Origin of the sequence: Thioclava sp. NG1 (assembly GCF_003122275.1) — a bacterium.
Lineage (GTDB): Bacteria > Pseudomonadota > Alphaproteobacteria > Rhodobacterales > Rhodobacteraceae > Thioclava > Thioclava nitratireducens.
The window spans coordinates 1-20,435 of sequence record NZ_QFBB01000003.1; the positions used below are offsets into that span (position 1 = coordinate 1).

22 protein-coding genes are annotated in these 20,435 nt (G+C 62.7%); 15 read left to right on the forward strand and 7 right to left on the reverse strand.

The window, feature by feature from the left end; genetic code table 11:
- Positions 1 to 632: 632 nt before the first annotated feature.
- A complete protein-coding gene (locus tag DEM26_RS05640; protein WP_109171918.1) occupies positions 633 to 2,291 on the forward strand; it encodes a hypothetical protein in 1,659 nt (552 codons plus the stop codon).
- Between the two features lie 66 nt (positions 2,292 to 2,357).
- Here the strand turns inward: DEM26_RS05640 and DEM26_RS05645 are convergent, their stop codons facing one another.
- From DEM26_RS05645 to DEM26_RS05665, 5 genes are all read right to left on the reverse strand, one after another.
- Complete coding sequence (locus DEM26_RS05645; protein WP_109171919.1) at positions 2,358 to 3,020, reverse strand: DNA-binding protein; 663 nt, start codon at positions 3,018 to 3,020, stop codon at positions 2,358 to 2,360.
- 124 nt (positions 3,021 to 3,144) lie between these two features.
- Positions 3,145 to 3,624 (reverse strand): HNH endonuclease, encoded by a 480-nt coding sequence (locus DEM26_RS20330; protein ID WP_158275087.1) that lies wholly within the window; start codon positions 3,622 to 3,624, stop codon positions 3,145 to 3,147.
- A gap of 284 nt (positions 3,625 to 3,908) precedes the next feature.
- Positions 3,909 to 4,883, reverse strand: a complete 975-nt coding sequence (locus DEM26_RS05655; protein ID WP_109171921.1) for a hypothetical protein — start codon at positions 4,881 to 4,883, stop codon at positions 3,909 to 3,911.
- Positions 4,884 to 5,126: 243 nt separating this feature from the next.
- A complete protein-coding gene (locus tag DEM26_RS05660; RefSeq protein WP_146194436.1) occupies positions 5,127 to 6,410 on the reverse strand; it encodes a hypothetical protein in 1,284 nt (427 codons plus the stop codon).
- 102 nt (positions 6,411 to 6,512) lie between these two features.
- Entirely contained in the window at positions 6,513 to 7,667 is a 1,155-nt protein-coding gene (locus DEM26_RS05665) for a tyrosine-type recombinase/integrase (RefSeq protein WP_158275088.1), read from the reverse strand.
- 259 nt (positions 7,668 to 7,926) lie between these two features.
- On the opposite strand from DEM26_RS05665, the gene dusA reads away from it, so the two are divergent.
- Positions 7,927 to 8,943 carry a tRNA dihydrouridine(20/20a) synthase DusA gene (gene dusA, locus DEM26_RS05670; RefSeq protein WP_109171924.1) on the forward strand — a complete coding sequence of 339 codons (1,017 nt, stop codon included), beginning with the start codon at positions 7,927 to 7,929 and terminating at the stop codon, positions 8,941 to 8,943.
- A 24-nt stretch (positions 8,944 to 8,967) separates the two neighbouring features.
- Positions 8,968 to 9,783 (forward strand): sulfite exporter TauE/SafE family protein, encoded by an 816-nt coding sequence (locus DEM26_RS05675; protein ID WP_088722756.1) that lies wholly within the window; start codon positions 8,968 to 8,970, stop codon positions 9,781 to 9,783.
- Positions 9,784 to 9,848: 65 nt separating this feature from the next.
- Here DEM26_RS05675 and mazG read toward each other — a convergent pair whose 3' ends face one another.
- Positions 9,849 to 10,691, reverse strand: coding sequence for a nucleoside triphosphate pyrophosphohydrolase (gene mazG, locus DEM26_RS05680; RefSeq protein ID WP_088724288.1), 843 nt, complete (start codon positions 10,689 to 10,691; stop codon positions 9,849 to 9,851).
- A gap of 63 nt (positions 10,692 to 10,754) precedes the next feature.
- Here mazG and DEM26_RS05685 point away from each other — a divergent pair, with 63 nt between their 5' ends.
- The 10 genes from DEM26_RS05685 (at position 10,755) to DEM26_RS05730 (ending at position 18,616) form a co-directional block, all read left to right on the forward strand.
- Positions 10,755 to 11,918, forward strand: coding sequence for a M20 aminoacylase family protein (locus DEM26_RS05685; protein ID WP_109171925.1), 1,164 nt, complete (start codon positions 10,755 to 10,757; stop codon positions 11,916 to 11,918).
- Between the two features lie 307 nt (positions 11,919 to 12,225).
- Positions 12,226 to 12,564, forward strand: coding sequence for a preprotein translocase subunit YajC (yajC, locus tag DEM26_RS05690; protein WP_088718635.1), 339 nt, complete (start codon positions 12,226 to 12,228; stop codon positions 12,562 to 12,564).
- Positions 12,565 to 12,585: 21 nt separating this feature from the next.
- Positions 12,586 to 14,256, forward strand: coding sequence for a protein translocase subunit SecD (gene secD, locus DEM26_RS05695; RefSeq protein ID WP_075774768.1), 1,671 nt, complete (start codon positions 12,586 to 12,588; stop codon positions 14,254 to 14,256).
- A gap of 13 nt (positions 14,257 to 14,269) precedes the next feature.
- A complete protein-coding gene (secF, locus tag DEM26_RS05700; protein WP_075774769.1) occupies positions 14,270 to 15,256 on the forward strand; it encodes a protein translocase subunit SecF in 987 nt (328 codons plus the stop codon).
- Positions 15,240 to 15,629, forward strand: a complete 390-nt coding sequence (locus DEM26_RS05705; protein WP_088726566.1) for an Mth938-like domain-containing protein — start codon at positions 15,240 to 15,242, stop codon at positions 15,627 to 15,629. Before secF ends, DEM26_RS05705 begins: the two co-directional genes overlap by 17 nt.
- Entirely contained in the window at positions 15,626 to 16,258 is a 633-nt protein-coding gene (ccmA, locus tag DEM26_RS05710) for a heme ABC exporter ATP-binding protein CcmA (protein ID WP_075774770.1), read from the forward strand. Before DEM26_RS05705 ends, ccmA begins: the two co-directional genes overlap by 4 nt.
- 163 nt (positions 16,259 to 16,421) lie before the next feature.
- A complete protein-coding gene (ccmB, locus tag DEM26_RS05715) occupies positions 16,422 to 17,078 on the forward strand; it encodes a heme exporter protein CcmB (RefSeq protein WP_075774771.1) in 657 nt (218 codons plus the stop codon).
- A 65-nt stretch (positions 17,079 to 17,143) separates the two neighbouring features.
- Positions 17,144 to 17,872, forward strand: a complete 729-nt coding sequence (locus tag DEM26_RS05720) for a heme ABC transporter permease (protein ID WP_075774772.1) — start codon at positions 17,144 to 17,146, stop codon at positions 17,870 to 17,872.
- Entirely contained in the window at positions 17,869 to 18,087 is a 219-nt protein-coding gene (gene ccmD / locus DEM26_RS05725) for a heme exporter protein CcmD (protein ID WP_088718631.1), read from the forward strand. The genes DEM26_RS05720 and ccmD overlap by 4 nt, the downstream gene beginning before the upstream one ends.
- Positions 18,080 to 18,616, forward strand: coding sequence for a DsbE family thiol:disulfide interchange protein (locus tag DEM26_RS05730; protein ID WP_109171926.1), 537 nt, complete (start codon positions 18,080 to 18,082; stop codon positions 18,614 to 18,616). The genes ccmD and DEM26_RS05730 overlap by 8 nt, the downstream gene beginning before the upstream one ends.
- Positions 18,617 to 18,701: 85 nt before the next feature.
- On the opposite strand, the gene ssb is transcribed toward DEM26_RS05730, so the two are convergent.
- On the reverse strand, positions 18,702 to 19,211 hold the full coding sequence (gene ssb, locus DEM26_RS05735; RefSeq protein WP_075774774.1) for a single-stranded DNA-binding protein: 510 nt from the start codon (positions 19,209 to 19,211) through the stop codon (positions 18,702 to 18,704).
- 273 nt (positions 19,212 to 19,484) lie between these two features.
- On the opposite strand from ssb, the gene DEM26_RS05740 reads away from it, so the two are divergent.
- Together DEM26_RS05740 and DEM26_RS05745 are read left to right on the forward strand one after the other, a co-directional pair.
- Positions 19,485 to 19,748 carry a PepSY domain-containing protein gene (locus DEM26_RS05740; protein ID WP_075774775.1) on the forward strand — a complete coding sequence of 88 codons (264 nt, stop codon included), beginning with the start codon at positions 19,485 to 19,487 and terminating at the stop codon, positions 19,746 to 19,748.
- A gap of 82 nt (positions 19,749 to 19,830) precedes the next feature.
- Positions 19,831 to 20,430, forward strand: a complete 600-nt coding sequence (locus tag DEM26_RS05745) for a cytochrome b/b6 domain-containing protein (RefSeq protein WP_077701218.1) — start codon at positions 19,831 to 19,833, stop codon at positions 20,428 to 20,430.
- Positions 20,431 to 20,435 lie beyond the last annotated feature (5 nt).

Here is a 20,435-nt window from a genome sequence, read left to right on the forward strand (position 1 = left end):
TTCTCCCGTGGAACTTCAAGCCGTCAAGCTGAACCTGAGGTGGGATGCAGCCGCCGCTTACATTTATTCCGCCTGTTTCAATGTCTGCGCTTGCACCGTTTTGTCATTGCGAAAAGCTCACGAATAGAATGCGTTCGCATAGTGTCGGACTTGGATATCATGTCATCGGGTGCACCTTGCTGCCGCGTCTCACCGAAAGGGCGCGGCAGCAAGGTGCACCCCAGTAAGCCTTCTCCCAGTTTGAACTTTCTTCCCCCGGTTCGACCGTTCATTTCTGGACGGAGGGAGAGGTTCAGGAGAGGCACTCCTCTCTTGGCCGCGTGGGGCGCGAGCAGGATGGGGTGTCGGGGAAGGAGTGCGGAACGACCTTCCATGACCCGTCGGAGACGCCAGGGGGTGCAGGGGGAGCGGCGAGCGACGACCCTGCCGCTCTCCGCGCAGGAGGCCCCGCGGCGAGCGGCCCTCGGAGAGCCGGCAGTGTGTATGCAGCAAGCGCAGCGCCGCGCAATACACATAGTCGGTCCCTATGTGTACCGCTTGTCCGGCTTTGTTCCTACTTCGGTTGTTTCAGGGAACCGCCCTCGCGTCCCTATTTCCACTTCGATCTATCGCAAGAACAAGGAGAAGACGCGATGTTCGAAGGATATCAATTTTGTCACATCGAACTGTGGTCGAACAAGTGCGGTAACGGCGCCGGCCCCGAGCCGCATGCGTTTAGAAAGAACGGCCAGCGCAAGTGGACAGCGCAGGAGATCCTCGACGAAGCAGAGCGTATTGCAAGCGCGTCGGCTCATGTCATCCCCGGTCGGCCGGGGCCCCAGATACTGCCGCGTGCGGTCGAAACCTTTCGTGACATTAGGCAAGCGCAGGAGACGGCATCGCAGACGCGGGAGACTTATGTCAAGCGGGGAAAGGGCAAGAAACCGGTGGCGGTGACGCGGAAGCTGCGGAAGGACGCAGCGACGCTCTACGCGAGCGTCTTTTCTTTGCCGGTCCTGTCCGAGGACGCCTTAGCCGATCCAGAACTCAAGCGGCAAGCCATGGATGTTCTGGAGCAGACCCTGGAGTGGGAGTGCGAGAGGATTTCCAGGGCGGGCGGTTTGGTCCTGGCAGGCGTGGTCCATTGGGATGAGGAGCATCTGCATCTCCACGTATTCGCCGTCGACCCGGTCCGTGGACGTGTCGATCATCTCCATCCCGGCCGAGTGGCGAAAGAAGCAGTAAACCAGTCCGGTGAAGCGAAGTCGAAGGACCGCGGAAAGCGAGCGAATGTCGCGTACTGCGACGCCATGAGGGGGTGGCAGGACGAGCTACACGAGCAAGTCTTCGCATCGGTGGGGCTAATGCGCATCGGTCCCGGCCGGGACCGATGGAGCCGCAAGGCGTATGGTCGGGCGAAAGCTCTACAGCGCGACATTGCTACTCGGGAGAACCGTCTCGCCGATCTTGAAGCATGGGAGGGTACTCAGGAGAAGCGGCAGGCACAGCTGGATGCCCGCGAGAAGGCGCTCTGCGGACGCGATGCGAAAATAGCCCGGCGTGAGACCGAGGTAGCCGAGAAGGCGCGAACGGCCGAGTCTGCCAGGGCGGACGCAGTCGCGCTGCGCACGGCGCTGGACCTTGGAGGTCGGGCTGTGGTCCATCGGGAGCTCGACTACCGGCCGGCCTCGGCGGAGCGGGAGGAAGGTCTGGAGTTTGGACCCCGGGCGCCGAAATCGAAGAAAAAGCGAGAGCGGCTCATGGATGCCGTTCAGCCTGCCTACGAGTTCGTGGTCGATCTCGCGAAGAGGGCGTTCAATATTCGTCGACGCGAGACACGTCTCGCGAAGGCCGAGGCTAAGAACCGAAACGCCGCGACAGCAATCATTAAGGAACGCGAGCGAGCTGGGCAGGTGGTTCCAAAGACTCTTAGCCAGATCGCGAATGGCGAGGCCCTCCCGCTTGACCGAGACGCGTTCCCGGACGCCTTGTTCGTCGCGCGGGGATCTGATGTCTCGGCTCTCCAAAATCGTCTGGACAAGATGACCAATGTCTCGGTTCGACGCACTTGGATCGCGACTTGGCAATCCATGAAGATATGCGACGAAAGACCGGATCTCGCCGAAGACCTCGATCGTGGCGTCGCGGCCTTGGAGGAGGCAGCGCGCCAGCGTGGATACGATCTCGAGCGGGGGAAACACTATCCGGAGAAAGCGACAGATCCGCAGCGATCCAGTCTTCACACTGACGCTGAGCCTGACCCAATCCGGATCATCAGGACGGATCGACAGAGAGTGCGAACGCGGGGCTGATCGCAACGGCACATCCGGTAGGCAACCACGCCCATCCGGACGTGCCGAGACTGCTCTGTATTCCTTTCACTCCGCTGCAAGTGGTTCCGGGTCGTCGGGTCTCTTCTGTCCGGGCGTCCCCTTGGGAAACATGTCCAGCTGAGCATCATCTTTCGACACCGGAGAAGCAGCAACGGGATCGTCACGCTTGGGATTCGGCTTCTGGGCTTGCTTTGGTCGCTTGACCCTACTCACGACGTCCTTTTCGCGCTCCATGAGACGACCGTCGAGACGCGCGATCTCGAGCTGCGCGTCGCGAAGGGCCCTCAGGGCTTCCTCGAGCTTCTTCTCCAGATCCTGGGCCCGTATCTCCACGGCGTCCCGCTCGTCTTCGACCAGCGCACAGTTCGAGAGCGCCTCGTCAGCTTCGGACTTCAGACGCTCAAGCTCGGCGGCATGCGCCCGTCGGTCCGATGCGGCGATCTCGTCGGCGAGTTCCCAGCCCATCTGCCACATCGCAGCAGCGGCATCCTGAAAGTCCTCGGGCATCTCGGGGACGGCCCGCGCCGCCTGTTCCTTCGCCGCAATCTCAGCCATAATCTGCTTAACTTTGGGCGAAATGTCCCGAAAAGATCCGCCTCCGAGAATGTCGCGGACCGCTTGGTTTGTGACAGGCTTGCCATTGTTGGTGAGTTGATGGATCGCGTCGCGGACCTGTTTTTCAAGCGACGTGTTCTTTTTCTGGGCCATATTGGCTCCTCTTGGTAATGGTAAGCGCCGGTAATACCGTTACCTTGCGCTACCACCCCGGCGGGGTGGTGCTGAGGAGATGGATCTTTTCTATTTAGGCAAAAAATCTGAGAGCGAAAAAAAACTACGCGCCGGCGATGGCAATTGCGCGCGCCGCGAAATCGGCAAGATCCGCGCCCGTCGAAGCGGCCGTGTCGTGAAGGCTGCGATACTCGGGGTCAGTCACCTCGATGCTGACAGAGACGGTGCCGGCCGCGTCAATGGCCAGTAGACCAGCGTCGAAGAGGCGGTGGATGTCGGCACGCAGGATCATCCCGTTCGCTGGGTCATCTGACCCACCTGGGGCTCGCGGAGCGAGATGGGCGGCATCAAGTATCTCCGAGATCGAGCAGCCGGTGATCGCGCATTTCAGGCCATCGCGTTCCGCGATCTTCCTGCGGAAATTTTGTTGCTCCGGGCGCGTCTCGCGGAGCGCCCATCTCCGGAGCCGTTCATTCTCCTGGGTAATGCGGTTGTCGCCTGAAATCCTGATGCCGTCGGGCCTCTCAAGATGGAGGCGATACTCGTAGGTCGATATCCGTTCGAAGATCACGACGTCACCCACCTGCGCATCTTCCATGATGCGCCGAGTGAATTCGCCACGGTTACGCAGGAATGTCCTGGGCTTTCCAGTCCGACTGTCAGTCGGGAGATCGGCTTCAGTCGTCCGAGGGCCGTAGTGAAGAGTAAGCGTCCGGGCGGCAGCATCTCGTTTCGACGGTCCGCCAACGATGTCGACCGGAAGTAGATGCCGGAATGGCGTGATCGTGATCCTCGTGGCCGACATAGCCTCAGGTGTCAGGGGCGCGCTCCTGTATTCCGCGTTGATCCTGCTACGAGTTTCCATGGTCAGGTCCTGAACAATTCTTGGCACCAGTCTTCGCGGAGATCATTCTCTTTGCGCCACTGATTCAGCAATTCCTCGAATTTCGCTTCGGGCGCAAAGGGAGCACTCCAGTTCTCCAGCACATCAAATTGGGGCGTCGGCACTGCCCCGATGTTTGATCCACCGATCGCCACGGATACCCGGTTTGCGACCATTAGAATGGCCTTGTGACATATCCATACATTGTCGAGTGTTATCCCCCCGCCGGAGCGCTTACCCCGACTGAACTCATCCGCCGCGTGCAATAGAATCTTGTTGGCATGCTGTCGCAATTCATCGAAAGGCGCAGCGCTGAGGGCATCTTCAATCTCTTGAAAGAATGCATCCCCGATCCGATCCTTACGACCGCGTTTTGCGGGTGCCTTTTCCATCATTCGATCGAAGGCTTCATGCATGAGCCGCGACATATAAAACGCCCGTGGCCCCCTTGTGTCGAGGTATCCAAACGACACGCCGTTCTCATTCGGTTCGGGCAATTCCTCTATTCCGCAATCGCAGTCGTAAGGAAGTCCATCATGGCAGACAAACATCTCGCGCGTCAGGAGATGGCGGTTTTTCCGGATATCATCGATCAGTCGACGCAAGGAGATGACCTGTTTCTCCGGGTCTCGGGCTCCTTTCTCCATCAGCTTCCGAAAGGATATCACCTGTTCTGCAACGTAGCCTCGGTCGAGTGAAGACGCGATGATACCGCTCTGGGTGGAATAGCCGTCTCCGGCCTCATGGGCGAACTTTCGGGACTCGTTGATCAGTCGGAAGACGGCATCGGACCAGAGCATCCCGGTGATCTGTTTCGAAATCGCGTGATGTTCGTCGTGTTCCAGCCAGTACAGCCATTCGTCGCGCTTGGCTCGAAATGCTTTCAGAGAATCCCTGTCGAGGACATCGCAGTCCTCCAGTCCATATTGATAATCGCTTTTTCGGCTCGAAATATTCATGCCCGCCCAGATTTTCTGATCTCATTGTGCAATGCAATAGATCGTAAAGATCTCACTCGTCCTATCGAATAAAAAGTCCAGTCCTTCGGGTTTCTGGCGGCGGCTTCGCGGGTTTATCGGGCGGTCGGGCGCGGGTGGGGTTTTCTTGGAATAAGGGCAATGTGGCCTGGAGACGGGCTCCAGGCCTTGGCCTGCGGCGTGGCTTACGCCCTTGGAGCGGGCACGGACCTGTCCGGACAACATTCACGTCGGCCGGAGAGCCCTGTGCAAACCGAGCTCATACCATTTCGTGCGCGACATGCCGGCGGCCCTCCAAGGTTGCTCTCGCGATGCCGAGTTCTGCGAGAGCCAGTCTTCCCGTGATTTTGCCCCGGCGGCCTGTCGACGACCTTTTTCGCGTGATGCCTTTCGGCGGGCGCGCTCCTCCTCTGAGATGACCTGCTCAAGACCCAACGCCCGAGCGACATCATCGGAGATCTCCAGCAATTCTGCGATCCGCGCGCCAGAGTAGTGCAGTCTTCCATCGAGCGCAGGCGTTGACGAACACGCCTTCTGCGCCTGTCTCGCGGCGCTCCTGATGATTCCGACCACTTCGCGCTCGGAAAGGCCTGGCGTGGCGATGGCAGCCGTCCTGAGAACTTGATTTTCAATCTCTGTCTCCAGCGCTGTGTGCGTAAGGCAGGTTGCGACCAGGTGGAGGAAAGTGTTGCGCTTGCCTTCCGGAACACGTCCTCCCCAGTGGCTCACGATCTTGTCGAGATCATTTGAGATCATTGCGAAACGCTTGCGGGGGGCGAGGCCACGAGGCTCGCCGGATCTGGATTTTTTAGCCCGCGCGGCTTTCTGGTTCCGGAGCTGGCGACGCGTTGGACGGCCGGCGGCCTCGAAGATCCGGTCTGCAAGGTCGTCGAACGGGTATCGGCGAAGCGTCCCGTCGACCGTCCTTACCTCTGCGCCTGCCTTTAGGTTCGTGGTGCCGGGGATTCGAAACACTCTCGGCGCAACGCTGCACGCGCTGTCCGCGCCCAGGTGTCGGAAAAGGTCGATTAGGCACCTGAGGCAGGCGCTCCATCTGCGCCGCGCCTTCTTTGGAAGTGGATCGATCAGCCAGATTGCTGCCAGCCCTCGGCCGGTGAAGGTCACAATTGACGGACGAGGTATGCTCTTGGCATCAAGCTCTATATGCAGCTTCTCGACCCAGTGCTCATGGGGCTGGTTGCTGCCCGGAAGGCGGTGCACATCGAGATCCAGATAGAGGGCGTTGATCTGTGCCAGGCGGCCGCCATCCCGAGGGCCGTTGAATCGGTTGAGTGTCAGATAGGTGCTTTCGTCAAGAAGCGACTCCACGATCATCGGCGCGGTCTCGACCGAATACGTGCGCGTGATCGCCTCGTCCCGGCTTCGGATCATCACGAAGGAGACTTTTCCGATGCTCCCCGGAGGATGCAGCAACCGGACATAGTCAGCGGCCGACAGGTCGGCGGCGGCAGGTGAATTTCGGCGGGAGGCGGGAGATGAGTGTTCCATCGCAAGGAACTGGTTCCCTGCGAGTCAGCACGGAAATTCTGGCTTCAACGCGAGGTCAGGGTAGGGCGCCCGGAGGACCGTCCGCAGCGCCCGGTGCCAACGTCAGAGCGGAGCAAACAGGATCGGCCACCATTTCCAGTCGGCGTACTTGTCGCCGACCTGCTCGACATGAATGTAGCGGGACAGGCTGCCGTCCGGAGAGTGGCCCGTGTATTTCATGATGATATCGCGGCTGCCCCCGCCGAGACCGATTTCGAAGAAGCGTGAGACAGCCTCGTGACGAAGATCATGGAAGTGCAGGTCCTCGATACCGAGAACCTTGCATGCATCCGTGAAGAGGCGACTAACCGAGTCCGGGTTGAATGCGAAGACGCGGTCGTGGTCGCGAGGCATCGAGTTGATTATTTTCATTCCCTCTTCCGTCACCCATGTTTCAACGTCGTTTCCCTGCGTCTCGCGTGGATGCTTCATGTTTCGGATCGTAATCCGCGCCTTTTCTTCATTGACGTCTTCCCACGGCAGCGAGCAGAGGGCTTCTTGGCGGTGCGCGAGGGTTATCGCGCCGCCAATTATCTTATGCATCGGCACGCGTCGGCCATCGGCCCTGTAGCGGTCGAGGAAGTAAGTCAGCAGACGGTCGAGTTCGTCCAAACTTGGTCGCCGATTCCGTGTCGCCGAGCGACCGATCATGCGTTGATGTTTCAACGTGCGCATTGCGATCTCGAAGGCCCCGATTGGCATGTCGACCCTGCTGATCGGGCCACCGTAGCAAACGACCGTGCGCAAGGTCGCCATGTAGCTGTTCACCGTCTGGGGCTTGCGAGGTTTCAGGACGTAGTGTTCGGGGCAGTCTGCCTCCGAGTCTGACGGAGGAGCTTGGACGCCATTCAATAGATCCTGAGCCAATCGGAAAAAGTCATGATCGTCGGTCTCCTCTACTGCCAGTTTTCCGAAGTCGAGACGCTGAAGATAGGCGAGATTCGCCGCCTTGGTCTTGCCGAAGCCTTCCGGCGATGCGTCACAGTATTCGCAGATCACGTCCGCCCAAGTTTTGCGATGTCGAGCTGCGACGGCGCGATCGAGCGCCCCTTTTTCTGAAAGAGCACGTTCTGTCTTTCGGATCCACCGCTCCGCAGCCGTCTTATTCTTGAAAGTCTCCGCCAAGGTCAGAGCAACTTTGCCGCCCTTTTTCTTGCGGATGACCGCTGTGAAGCTTGTCGCGCCGTCTTTCTTCTGGCGTTGCATGATGGTACCCATCCGGGTCTCCTTTCCTTGAGTATTTGGCGATAGTTGGGAGATCGGACCGAGCGGCGCGTTCGGCTCGGATATTTGATTAGGGTTTGATATCTCCGATTGGAGGATCCGGCGGACACCTCGCCTTCGCTGCTGACGAGGCGAGGCTCCGGAGGAGCTGGAGAGCGGTGCAACAATTCGGGTCCGGTGCAACATTTTGTTGCACCACCCCAGATAACAGGGGCAAAAGGCCCATAAATCGAGGAAGATCGGTCAAGTGACCATGAGCGCAGAGCCAATAAAAAAAGAGGCTTCGGACATCCGCCGGGCGGCGCGGCTAAGCGTGGCCCCGATGATGGACTGGACCGACCGCCATTGCCGCTACTTCCACCGTCAGATCAGCCGCAATGCGCTGCTATACACCGAGATGGTGACCGCACCCGCAGTGATTCACGGCGACCGGGAGCGGCTGCTGGGGTTTGACGATGCCGAGCATCCGGTGGCGCTGCAGCTGGGTGGCTCGGATGCCAAGGAACTGGCCGAGGCGGCGCAGGTCGGTGCGGATTTCGGATACGACGAGATCAACCTCAACTGCGGCTGCCCGTCGGATCGCGTGCAGTCCGGGGCCTTCGGCGCCGTCTTGATGAAGACGCCCGATCTGGTGGCGGAGTGCTGCGCCGCGATGATCGCCGCGCAACCGGTTGAAGTCACGGTGAAATGCCGCATCGGGGTGGATGACCAAGACCCGCAGGAAGTGCTGCCGGAATTCATCGAGAAAGTCGCCGCCGCAGGCGTGACCCGGATCACGATCCATGCGCGCAAAGCGTGGCTGCAAGGCCTTTCGCCCAAGGACAACCGTGAGATCCCGCCGCTCGATTACCCGCTCGTCCACGCGATGAAGGCGGCCTATCCGCAGCTTCACCTGTCGATCAATGGCGGTATCAAAGATCTCGCCGCGGCCGAGGCGGAACTGGCGCAAGGTCTTGACGGGGTGATGGTGGGCCGCGCGGCCTATCACCAGCCGATGGAGGTGCTTGGCGCCGCCGATCAGCGCATCTGGGGGCAGGGCGAGGCGCGCGATCCGATCGATGTGGCGCAGGCGATGATCCCCTATATCGCGCGCCATCTCGAGCGCGGCGGCAGGCTGCACCAGATCACCCGCCACATGCTGGGCCTGTTCCACGGCAAGCCCGGCGCGCGGCGCTTCCGGCAGATTCTGTCGGAAGGCGCGACCCGCGACGGTGCCGGGGTTGAACTTTTCGAGAGTGCGTTGTCAGCGGTACGTGAACGGGTTAACTGAGCGGAACCCAAGGAGATTTCCGACATGCCCGATTTCGCCACGCTCGCGCCGCTCGTCCTGATCCTGATGGCAGTGGGGGCGTTCGCAGGCGTTCTGGCGGGGCTTCTGGGCGTCGGCGGCGGCATCGTCCTCGTGCCCGCGTTCTTCTATCTTTTCAGCGGGTTGGGCTACGGGTCGAGCGATCTTATGCAGGTCTGCGTCGCAACCTCTCTGGCCACGATCATCGTGACCTCGATCCGCTCGGTCATGGCCCATAACCGCAAGGGCGCGGTCGACTGGGACATCCTCAAGCAATGGGTCGTCCCAATCGCCATCGGTGCGATCATCGGGGTGCTGGTGGTGCATCAACTGCGCTCTTCGACCATGCAGATCATCTTCGCGGTCATGGTGCTGCTGATCGCCTGCTACATGATGTTCGGCAAATCGAGCTGGCGGATTTCGGACGGGCTGCCGGGTGGCATCTTCCGCGCGTGGTTCGGCCCGCTGATGGGCTTCCTGTCGGTGCTTCTGGGCATCGGGGGCGGGTCGATCGGTACGCCGATGCAGACGCTGCATGGCATTCCGATCCACCGCGCGGTCGCAACCTCGGCAGGCTTCGGCGTGACCATCGCGTTGCCCTCGGCGATCGGCTTCCTGCTGACCCCGGTCCCCGACGCGCCGCCTTACTCGATCGGCGCGGTCAACATCCCCGCCTTCCTGATCGTTATCGCGATGACCACGCTCACCGCTCCCCTGGGCGCAGCGCTGGCGCATAAGCTCGATCCCAGGAAGCTCAAGCGTGTCTTCGCGGGTTTTCTTATGCTCGTCGCGCTGAACATGCTGCGCAAAGCGTTCCTCTAAGTCTCTTCGGGCTTGCTGAAAATATCCCTGGGGGCGCGAAGGCGCGGGGGCAGCGCCCCCCTCCGTCACTTGATCTTGCGCGCCTTAGCCTCGTTCCAGAGCGCATCCATCTCGGCCAGATCGCTGTCCTTGGGCGCTTTCCCACGCGCTTCAAGTTCGCGCTCGATATGATTGAACCGATTGGTGAATTTCAGATTGGCCGCGCGCAGGGACGCCTCCGGGTCAAGCCCCAGATGCCGCCCCAGATTGACCATCACGAACAGCAGATCGCCATATTCCTCGGCCAGTTCCTCCGGCCCTAATTCGTCGCGCGCCTCTTCCAACTCGCGCGCCTCCTCGACGATCTTGTCCAGAACCTCGTCGGTCGAAGGCCAGTCGAACCCAACACGGGCCGCGCGGTTCTGCAGCTTGATCGCACGCGTCAGCGCGGGCAGGCCCAAGGCGACCCCGTCCAGAACACCGACACGCTCGGATTTGCCTGCAGCCTTGCGCTCGGCCGCCTTGATCGCTTCCCAATCGGCGGTCTGTTGTTCGGCGGATTTCTCGCGGCTCTCCGACCCGAAGACATGCGGATGGCGCGCCACCATCTTGGCGTTGATCGCGCGCAGCACGTCGGAGATGTCGAAACGCCCGTCCTCGGACGCCATCTGCGCGTGATAGACCACCTGCAGCGCGAGATCGCCCAGCTCTCCGGGCAATTCCGCCCAAGCCTCGCGCGCGATCGCATCGGCGACTTCATGGGCTTCCTCGATCGTGTAGGGCGCGATGGAGGCAAAATCCTGCTCCAGATCCCACGGGCAGCCGGTCTCGGGATCGCGCAGGCATTCCATGATCGCGGTCAGCCGGGTGAACTGATGCGCGGCGTCTCCCGTATCGTCAAAGATCAGGGCATCGTCGGGTTTGGCCATTGCAGCTTGCCTCCTGCCATGCGAATGCCTCTGGCCTAACCAGCCCGCAAGGGGAAGTCCACTATGCCCGTTCTCAACCGTATCGCCGATCTCGGCCCGCAAATGACCGAATGGCGGCACTGGCTGCATCGCCATCCCGAGCTGCGCTTCGCGCTGCACGAAACCTCGGCCTATGTCGCGGCCCGACTGCGCGAGATCGGGGTGGACGAGATCCATGAGGGCATCGCCGAGACCGGTATCGTGGCGCTGATAAAGGGGCAGGGCGCGGGCCCGACCGTGGGCCTGCGGGCCGACATGGACGCTCTGCCGATCACCGAGGAAACCCATGCGGACTATGCCTCGGAAACCCCAGGCAAGATGCATGCCTGCGGGCATGACGGGCATACGGCGATGCTCCTGGGCGCGGCGGCCTATCTCGCCGAGACCCGAAAATTCGCCGGGACCGTCGCGCTGATCTTCCAGCCCGCCGAGGAAGACGGCGGCGGCGCCGAGGTGATGGTCGAGGACGGCGTGATGGAGCGCTTCGACATCTCGCGCGTCTACGCGATCCACAATGCGCCGGGGCTGCCTTTCGGGCATTTCTACACCACGCCCGGTCCCTATCTTGCGTCGGTCGACGAGGTCCGCGTGACGGTGACGGGGCGCGGCGGCCATGCGGCGACACCGCAGGGTTGCATCGATCCGATCCCGGCGCTCTCGGCGATGGTCTCCTCGCTGCAGACGGTGGTCGCGCGCAACGTGGGCGCGGGAGATGCGCTCGTTATCTCGGTAACGCAGGTCCACGCGGGCACCGCGCTCAACATCATCCCCGAAAGCGGCTTTCTCACTGCGACGATTCGCTGCTTCGAGCCGGAAATCCGCGATCTGGCCGAGAAACGGATCCACGAGATCTGCGAAGGTATCGCGACGGCGCACGGCGTCAGCGTCGAGATCGAATACGAACGTGGCTACCCGCCCACCGTGAACGACCCTTACGAGACCGGCTTCGCCGCGGAGGTCGCAAGTGAAATCGCGGGCCCCGAGCGCGTGGTCACCGATGCTCCGCGTGAAATGGGCGCCGAGGATTTCGCCTATATGCTGGCCGCGCGGCCCGGCGCCTATCTGTTCATGGGCACCGGCGAGGGGGCAGGGCTCCACCATCCGCGCTTCGATTTCAACGACGAGGCGGCGCCGGTGGGCGCATCGCTGCTCGCACGTCTGGCCGAGCGCGCCCTGCCGCTGGCCTGACGGCCACCGGGTGCCCTTTCCCCTAGGTGCAGGTATTCCGGGGACGCTCCGCAGGAACGGGGCAGAGCCCCTCTTTCCGCGTCGAGTGTCTCCCTTTCGCGACGCGGGCCGCACACCGTTTCCGTCGCTCTTTGTCGCGACCGGGCGACGACCCCGCGCTGCGCGCCTTCTTTCGCACCGTCAACGCGACGTGAGGACGCGCGTGCCGGGGCCGCTTCGCCTTGCCAAGCCTCAGGGCCACGGATAGGGTGCGCGCCGACAACCGGGGCGTCATGCCCCCAAGGCCCATGACAAAGGACCATAGATCATGTTCGTGACCCCCGCTTTCGCGCAGGCCGCCGGTGGCGCCAGCAACCCCGCCGCCGCGTTCGGCCAGTTCCTTCCCCTGATCCTGATCTTCGTGATCATGTATTTCCTGCTGATCCGTCCGCAGCAGAAAAAAGCCAAGGAGCACAAGGCGATGCTCGAGGCGCTGCGCCGCGGTGATCAGGTCGTGACCCAGGGCGGTATCCTCGGCAAAGTCACCCATCTCAAAGAAGACGGCGAAGTCGAAGTCGAGATCGCGCAGGGCGTGAAGGTCCGCGTTGTGAAATCGACCATCGTGCAGGTTCTCTCGCGCACCGAACCCGCCAAGACCTCCGAATAAGCCATATAAGGCCCGTCCCCCATGTTGCATATTTCGCTGTGGAAGCGCGTGCTGATCCTGATCGTCGTTGTGATCGGGCTCGTCTTTGCCGCGCCGAACATCTTTTACAACCGGGTGGAGGGGCATAACGATGCCGTTGCCGCCGCTGCGAAGGGCCAGGCCCTGACGCCCGATCAGCAGGCCGCGCGCGCGGGCTGGCCCGACTGGCTGCCCTCCGACATCGTGAACCTCGGTCTCGATCTGCGCGGCGGCGCGCAGCTTCTGGCCGAGGTCAATGTCGACGAGGTCTACAAGGCCCGCGTCGATGCGCTCTGGCCCGAGTTCCGCAAGGCGCTCGCCGCCGAACGCGGGACGCTCGGCTCGATCCGTCGGCTCAACGCCGATCCCGGCGTTCTGCGCATCCAGATCGGCAATGCCGACCAGATCGCCGAAGCCCAGAAGATCGCCGAGACGCTGAACAACCCGGTCTCCTCGCTGACCGGCGTGGGCCAGAAGACGCTCGCGATCACCACCCAGGGCAACCAGCTGATCGTGCAGCTCTCGGATGCCGAGAAAGCCGCGACCGACGACCGCACGATGCAGCAATCGCTCGAGATCGTGCGCCGCCGGATCGACGCCGCTGGCACCCGTGAACCGACGATCGTGCGCGAAGGCTCCGACCGCATCCTGATCCAGGTGCCGGGCGCGAGCTCCGCGCAGGAGATCAAGCAGCTGATCGGCACCACGGCGAAACTGACCTTCAACTCGGTGATCGGCACCAGCTCGAACCCGAATGAAGCGGTGGGCTCGGATCAGGAAATCCTGCCCTCGGCCGACCAGAAGGGCCTCTATTACATCCTCGACAGTGTTCCGGTCGTGACCGGCGAGGACCTGACGGACGCGCGCCCCGATACCGATCAGAACGGCTATCCGGCGGTGGCCTTCCGCTTCAACGCGAGCGCGGCGCGCACCTTCGGCGATTACACGCAGAACAATATCGGCAAGCCCTTCGCCATCGTGCTCGACAAGAAGGTGATCTCGGCCCCGACGATCCAATCGCATATCGCGGGCGGCTCGGGCATCATCACCGGCCGATTCACGGTGAAAGAGGCGACCGATCTGGCGCTGTTGCTGCGCGCCGGCGCGCTGCCTGCTTCGATGAATTTCCTCGAAGAGCGGACCATCGGCCCGGAACTCGGCGCGGATTCGATCGCCGCGGGCAAGATGGCGGCGGCCGTGGGCGCGGTGCTCGTGGTGGTCTTCATGATCGCTTCCTATGGCACGTTCGGCGTCTTCGCCTCGCTGGCGCTGGGGATCAACATCGCGCTGATCTTCGCGATCATGTCGGCAATCGGCGGCACGTTGACGCTGCCCGGTATCGCTGGGATCGTGCTGACAATGGGGACCGCGGTCGATGCCAACGTGCTCGTGTTCGAACGTATCCGCGAGGAGCTGCGCAATCAGCAAAAGGCGAAAGCCGCCAGAGCGATCGAACTGGGTTACGAGCGCGCGATGTCGGCGATCATCGACGCCAACGTGACCACCTTCCTCACCGCGGTGATCCTCTTCGTGCTGGGCGCGGGCCCGGTGCGGGGCTTCGCCGTCACCTTCCTGATCGGGATTATCACCTCGGTCTTCACCGCGATCTGGGTGACGCGGCTGTTCGTGAGCCTCTGGTTCGCGCGCCGTCGTCCCCGCGAACTGGTTCTGTAAGGGAGATCGAGACATGGCATTCCGTCTGAAACTGGTCCCCGAAAAGACCAACTTCGACTTCTTCAAGCATCAGGTCGCGACCTTCGGCTTCTCCGTCGTCATGGTGCTGGCCTCGATCGTGCTCGTGCTGACCATGGGTCTGAACCTCGGCATCGACTTCCGGGGCGGCACCACGATCCGCACCGAGGCCGACCAGACCGAGCCGGTCGACATCGGCGCCTATCGCTCGGCCATCGCGCCGCTCGGTCTGGGCGACGTGCTGATCACGCAGGTCTATGACCCCAACTTCCGCGCCGATCAGAAGGTCGTCACGATCCGCATCCAGGCGCAGGACGGGCAGGAGGCGATCAGCCCCGAGACCCAGGCCAAGGTGCTGGATTCGCTGAAAACGGTGAACAAGGACATCAAGATCGTCGCGACCGAGTCGATCGGCCCGAAAGTCTCGGGCGAGCTGATCTGGACCGCGATCTGGTCGGTTCTGGCCGCGGTCGCCGCGATCCTCGTCTATATCTGGCTGCGGTTCGAGTGGCAGTTCTCGGTCGGCGCCGTCGCGGCGCTGATCCACGACGTGACCGTTACCGTGGGCATATTCGCGCTGTTCCAGATCAAGTTCGACCTGTCGATAATCGCGGCGCTGCTGACGATCCTCGGCTACTCGATCAACGATACCGTCGTCGTCTTCGACCGTCTTCGCGAGAACCTCGTGAAATACAAGAAGATGCCGCTGCGCGAGGTGATGAACCTCTCGGTCAACGAGACGCTGTCGCGCACCGTGATGACCTCGGGCACCACGCTGCTGGCGCTGATTTCGCTGCTCGTTCTGGGCGGCGACGTGATCCGCAACTTCGTCTTCGCGATGACATGGGGCGTGATCGTGGGTACCTATTCCTCGGTCTATGTCGCAAAGAACATCGTCCTGTTCATCGGGCTGGACCGCAACAAGGAGAAGAAGGACCCCTCGGAGAAGTTCTTCGACAAAACGGATGTCGCTACTGACTGAAGCCAATTTCGGGGCCTCGCTGCCGATCGACGGTTACGGGCCGGGATTTTTCCGCGTCGCCGGAGAGGTCACGCGAGGCTCGATCTGGGTCTCGGGAGAGGAGATGGGCAGCTGGGGCGGTCTGGACGACCGCGCGCCGCTGCTCGCGCTCGCAGGAAAGCTCGACGTGCTGTTCATCGGCACCGGCGAAGAGATCGCCCATCTGCCGAAGGACCTCGTGGCCGAACTGGAGGCCGAGGGACTGATGTGCGAGGGCATGGCCACGCCGTCGGCGGCGCGTACCTATAACGTGCTGCTGTCCGAAGGCCGCCGCGTCGGCTGCGCGCTGATCGCGATGCCGGAAAAACCCGACGCCTCCGAGACGCCTGAATGAGCATGCTGTCGGTCGACGGGCTCGCAGTGTCGCGCGGGGGGCTTCCGGTGCTGGAAGACCTGAGCTTCACGCTCGACGCCGGTCATGCGCTAGTGCTGCGCGGTCCCAACGGGGTCGGCAAGACGACGCTCCTGCGCACCTTGGCGGGGCTGCAACCGGCTCTGGCGGGGACAGTCTCGGTGCCGCCGGAAAGCATGGCCTATGCCGCCCACTCCGACGGGCTGAAATCGACGCTGACCGTGCGCGAGAACCTCGGCTTCTGGGCGTCGGTCTATGCGAGCCGCGATATCGAGCCGGCACTGGCGCGGATGAACCTCAAAAGCCTCGAGACACGGCCTGCGCATAGCTTGTCGGCGGGGCAGAAACGCCGCCTCGGGCTTGCGCGTCTTCTGGTGACCGGGCGCCCGATCTGGGTGCTGGACGAGCCGACCGTCTCGCTCGACACGGCCTCCGTCGCGCTGTTCGCCGAGGCCGTGCGCGGCCATCTCGCGGGCGGCGGAGCGGCGCTGATCGCGACCCATATCGATCTTGGGCTGGACGAGGCGAAGGTCCTCGACCTGACGCCCTTCAAGGCCAAGATGCCGGAAGAGGGCGGGATGCAGGGCGCCTTCGACGAGGCTTTCCTATGATCGCGCGGCGCGCTATAGGCGCGGTCGGGAGCCTCCGGCGGGGATATTTGAACCAAGGCGAAGGCAGCTGCGCGTTGTTTCGGCTTGGCCGAAATATCCCGGGGGATGAGCGGCGCAGCCGCGAAGGGGGCAGCGCCCCCTTGGCTCGCGCAGGAGGCCGGGCATGATTGCGCTTCTTATGCGAGACCTGCGCCTCGCGGTACGCGCAGGTGGCGGCTTCGGGCTCGGGCTCGCGTTTTTCCTGATCGTGGTGACACTGGTGCCTTTCGGCGTCGGCCCCGAGGGGAAAATCCTCGCGCGGATCGCGCCGGGGATCCTGTGGGTCGGAGCGCTTCTGGCTTGCCTGCTCTCGCTCGACCGGATCTTCGCGCTCGATTACGAGGATGGCTCGCTCGATCTGCTGGTCACCGCGCCTGTGCCGCTGGAAGGGGTGGTCTCTATCAAGGCGCTCGCGCATTGGATCACGACCGGGCTTCCGCTGGTCGTCGCGGCGCCGATCTTCGGGATCTTGCTGCATCTGCCGCAAGGGGCGCATGTCTGGATGGTGGTTTCGCTTCTTCTGGGCACGCCCGCGCTTTCGGTTCTGGGCACGTTCGGGGCCGCGCTGACCGTCGGGCTGAAGCGCGGAGGACTTTTGTTGTCGCTGCTGGTCTTGCCATTCTACGTGCCGACCCTCATCTTCGGGGCGGAGCTCGTGCGCCGTGGCGCCGAGGGGATGAACACCGAGACACCGCTTCTGATGCTCGCCGGGATCACGGCGGCGACGATCGCGCTCGTGCCCTTCGCCTCGGCCGCCGCGATCCGCGTCAATCTGCGCTAGGGCTTCCCGCGCGCATCCCATGATAGGAAGAGCCGACCTGGCCAGAAGGTGAGCAGAACAACAAGATGTCGATCTGGGAATACGCCAACCCCGTCAAATTCATGAAGACCACGGACAAGGTCCTGCCCTGGACGGTGGGAATTGCTGCGATCACGCTGATCGTCGGGCTGGTCTGGGGCTATTTCTTCGTCCCGGCCGCCGAGAATTTCGGCGGCTCGGTGAAGGTGATCTATGTCCATGTTCCCGCCGCGATGATGGCGATCAACATCTGGGTGATGATGGTCGTGACCTCGCTGATCTGGCTGATCCGGCGCCACCATGTCTCGGCGCTGGCCGCCAAGGCCGCGGCGCCGATAGGCGCGGTGATGACGCTGATTGCGCTGATCACCGGCGCGGTCTGGGGCCAGCCGATGTGGGGTACCTGGTGGGAATGGGATCCGCGCCTGACGTCGTTCCTGATCCTGTTCCTGTTCTATCTCGGCTATATCGCGCTCTGGGCCGCGGTCGAGAACCCCGATACGGCCGCCGATCTGACCGGCGTGCTCAGCCTGGTTGGCGGGGTCTTCGCGGTGCTCTCGCGCTATGCGGCGAATTTCTGGAACCAGGGCCTGCATCAGGGGGCGACGCTCTCGATGGATTCCGAGCAGCACATCGCGGATGTCTACTGGTTCCCGCTGCTTCTCTGCATGGCCGGGTTCATCTTCTTCTTCCTCGCGCTGGTGCTGATCCGCACCCGCACCGAGGTCCGCGCGCGCCGTCTGGGCGCCATCCAGCAACGTGAGCGCATGGCATGAGTGATACGACCGAACAAGGCGGAACCGTCACCGAGGGCGGCGTCGTCCTCGTGGACCCGTCCACCAAATCCTACACCTACACCGTCAATATCGCCTGGGCCTCGACAGTCGTGCTTCTGGTGCTGATCGTCGTCGTCTCGCTGATGCGGGGCGCGAAGGTGAAACGTCAACTGGCCGAGGCCGAGGCCCGCCGGAAAGGGGGCGCACATGGTTAAGCCGCTGATGCTATTGCCGCCGCTGATCTTCGCGGGGCTCGCGGGCGTGTTCATCTGGGGGATGACGCGCGAAGACCCGACGCAGCTGCCCACTGCCTTTGCGGGCAAACCGGCGCCGCCGGTGCAGCTGGAGCCTCTGGGTGATTTCAAACCCTTCACCGATGCCGATCTGAAGGACGGCAAGATCAAGCTGGTGAATTTCTGGGCCTCGTGGTGCGCGCCCTGCCGGGTGGAGCATCCCAACCTCGAAGCGCTCTCGGACGAAGGCATTCCGATCTATGGGGTCAACTACAAGGACAAGCCCGCCAAGGCGCAAGGTTTCCTCAGCGAGATGGGCAACCCCTTCGCTGAGCTGGGCGCCGATCCGAACGGGAAGATGGCGCTGAACTGGGGCGTCTACGGCGTGCCCGAGACCTTCGTGATCGATGGCGCGGGCAAGGTGCTCTATCGCTTTGCCGGACCGCTGACAGAGCGCGTGATCGCCTCGGATCTGCGCCCGCTTCTGGATGGCGAAACCGCCGCGAAATAAAGGGCAGGGCGCAGGCGCGCTTCTCTGACATCGGACAGCTTCAAAAGCAAAGGCCCCCGAACCGGGGGCCTTTCTTGTTTCTGGCTCAGAACGGGATCTCGTCGTCGAAATCCGAGCGGCCACCGCCGCCGCCGCCGCCCGAGGACGGGCCGCCATAGCCGCCGCCGTCATCGTAGCCGCCGCCACCCGAGGACGGGCCGCCGTAGCCACCGCCACCGCCGCCCTGACCGCCGCCCGAGCCGCCAGGCCCGTCGAGCATGGTCAGTTCCGAGCGATAGGGGCGCAGCACGACCTCGGTCGAGTAGCGGTCCTGACCGTTCTGGTCCTGCCATTTGCGGGTCTCGAGCTGGCCTTCGATATAGACCTTCGAGCCTTTGCGCAGATATTGCTCGGCCACTTTCGCCAGCGGCTCCGAGAAGATCGCGACCGAATGCCATTCGGTGCGTTCCTTGCGCTCGCCGGTATTGCGGTCGCGCCACGTCTCGGAGGTGGCGATGCGCAGGTTGCACACCTTGCCGCCGTTCGAGAAGGTCCGCACCTCTGGGTCGCGCCCCAGATTGCCGATCAGAATGACCTTGTTGACGCTGCCTGCCATATTGCCTCCGCCTGCGATTCTAGAATTGGTCCCAAAGGGTATAGAGCAGAGCCCCGCTGGAGCCTAGGGGCGAAGCTTCGCTCAACCGTGACGGAAAGCGGCGAAATCCCGCGTGCATCTTTGGTTTGAGAGCGATTTCGGCACCGCATTTCCAACCTTGCGTCGATAGCTGGCGGTCCGGGTTTGCCCCAGGTCTGCACGAGCCGGACGGCACCCGGGGACGACCCCGCCCGATCCGGTCGAGCAAACCCATATCCCATGAGGAGATACCCCATGAAATACCTGATGCTGATCGCCGCGAGCGCTACGATTGCCGCTGCTTCCACTCTCCCCGCACTCGCCGAAGGTGGCGAAGGCGACGTGGCCCCGGCACAAGAGCAGAAGCTCGCAGCCGAGCTGAAAGATCAGGGATACCAGGTTCGCAGCATGGAAACGGATGGCGGCTATATCGAGGTTTACGCGATGAAGGACGGCAAGCGCGCCAAGCTCTTCTTCGACTCGAACCTCAAGCAGGTGAAGCGTTCGGACAGCAACTGATCCGATCCTCGGGGACGGGCCGGCACGATCGGCCCGTCCTCTTCACGCCAGTCTTTCCCGAAAGCAGCAGGAGGGCCCGATCATGGCCATCGAAGACGCGAGCTTTACCGATCTTCCGTCGCATGAAACGTCTCACGCAGAACCGCCGCCCGTTGGCGCGCATAGCGTCTGGGACCCGTTCGTCCGGGTGTTCCACTGGTCGATCGCGGGCCTCTTTACCGCCAACGCCTTCTTCACCTCGCCGAAGAACGATCTGCATCACTGGATCGGCTACACGGTCGCGGGGCTCGTGATCGCGCGCATCCTCTGGGGGGTGTTCGGGACGCGTCATGCGAAGTTCAAGGATTTCCCGCCATCGCCCACCGGCGCGCTGACGCAGCTGCGCGATATGGCGACGGGGCGGCGGCACGCGCATCTGGGCCATTCGCCACTCGGCGCGCTGATGATCTACAATCTTTTGATCACGCTTCTGGTCATCGCGGGCTCGGGCTACCTGATGACGACCGACGCCTATTGGGGCGTGAAATGGCCCAAGGAAGTGCATGAACTGGCCGTCAACTGGGCCGAGGTTTCGATCGCCGCCCATATCGCCGCCGTCGTCTTTGAGAGCCGTCGGTTGCGCGTGAACCTTGCGCGCGCGATGATCACCGGTAAGAAGGTGTTCCGCAGCAACAGAGGGTAAACGCC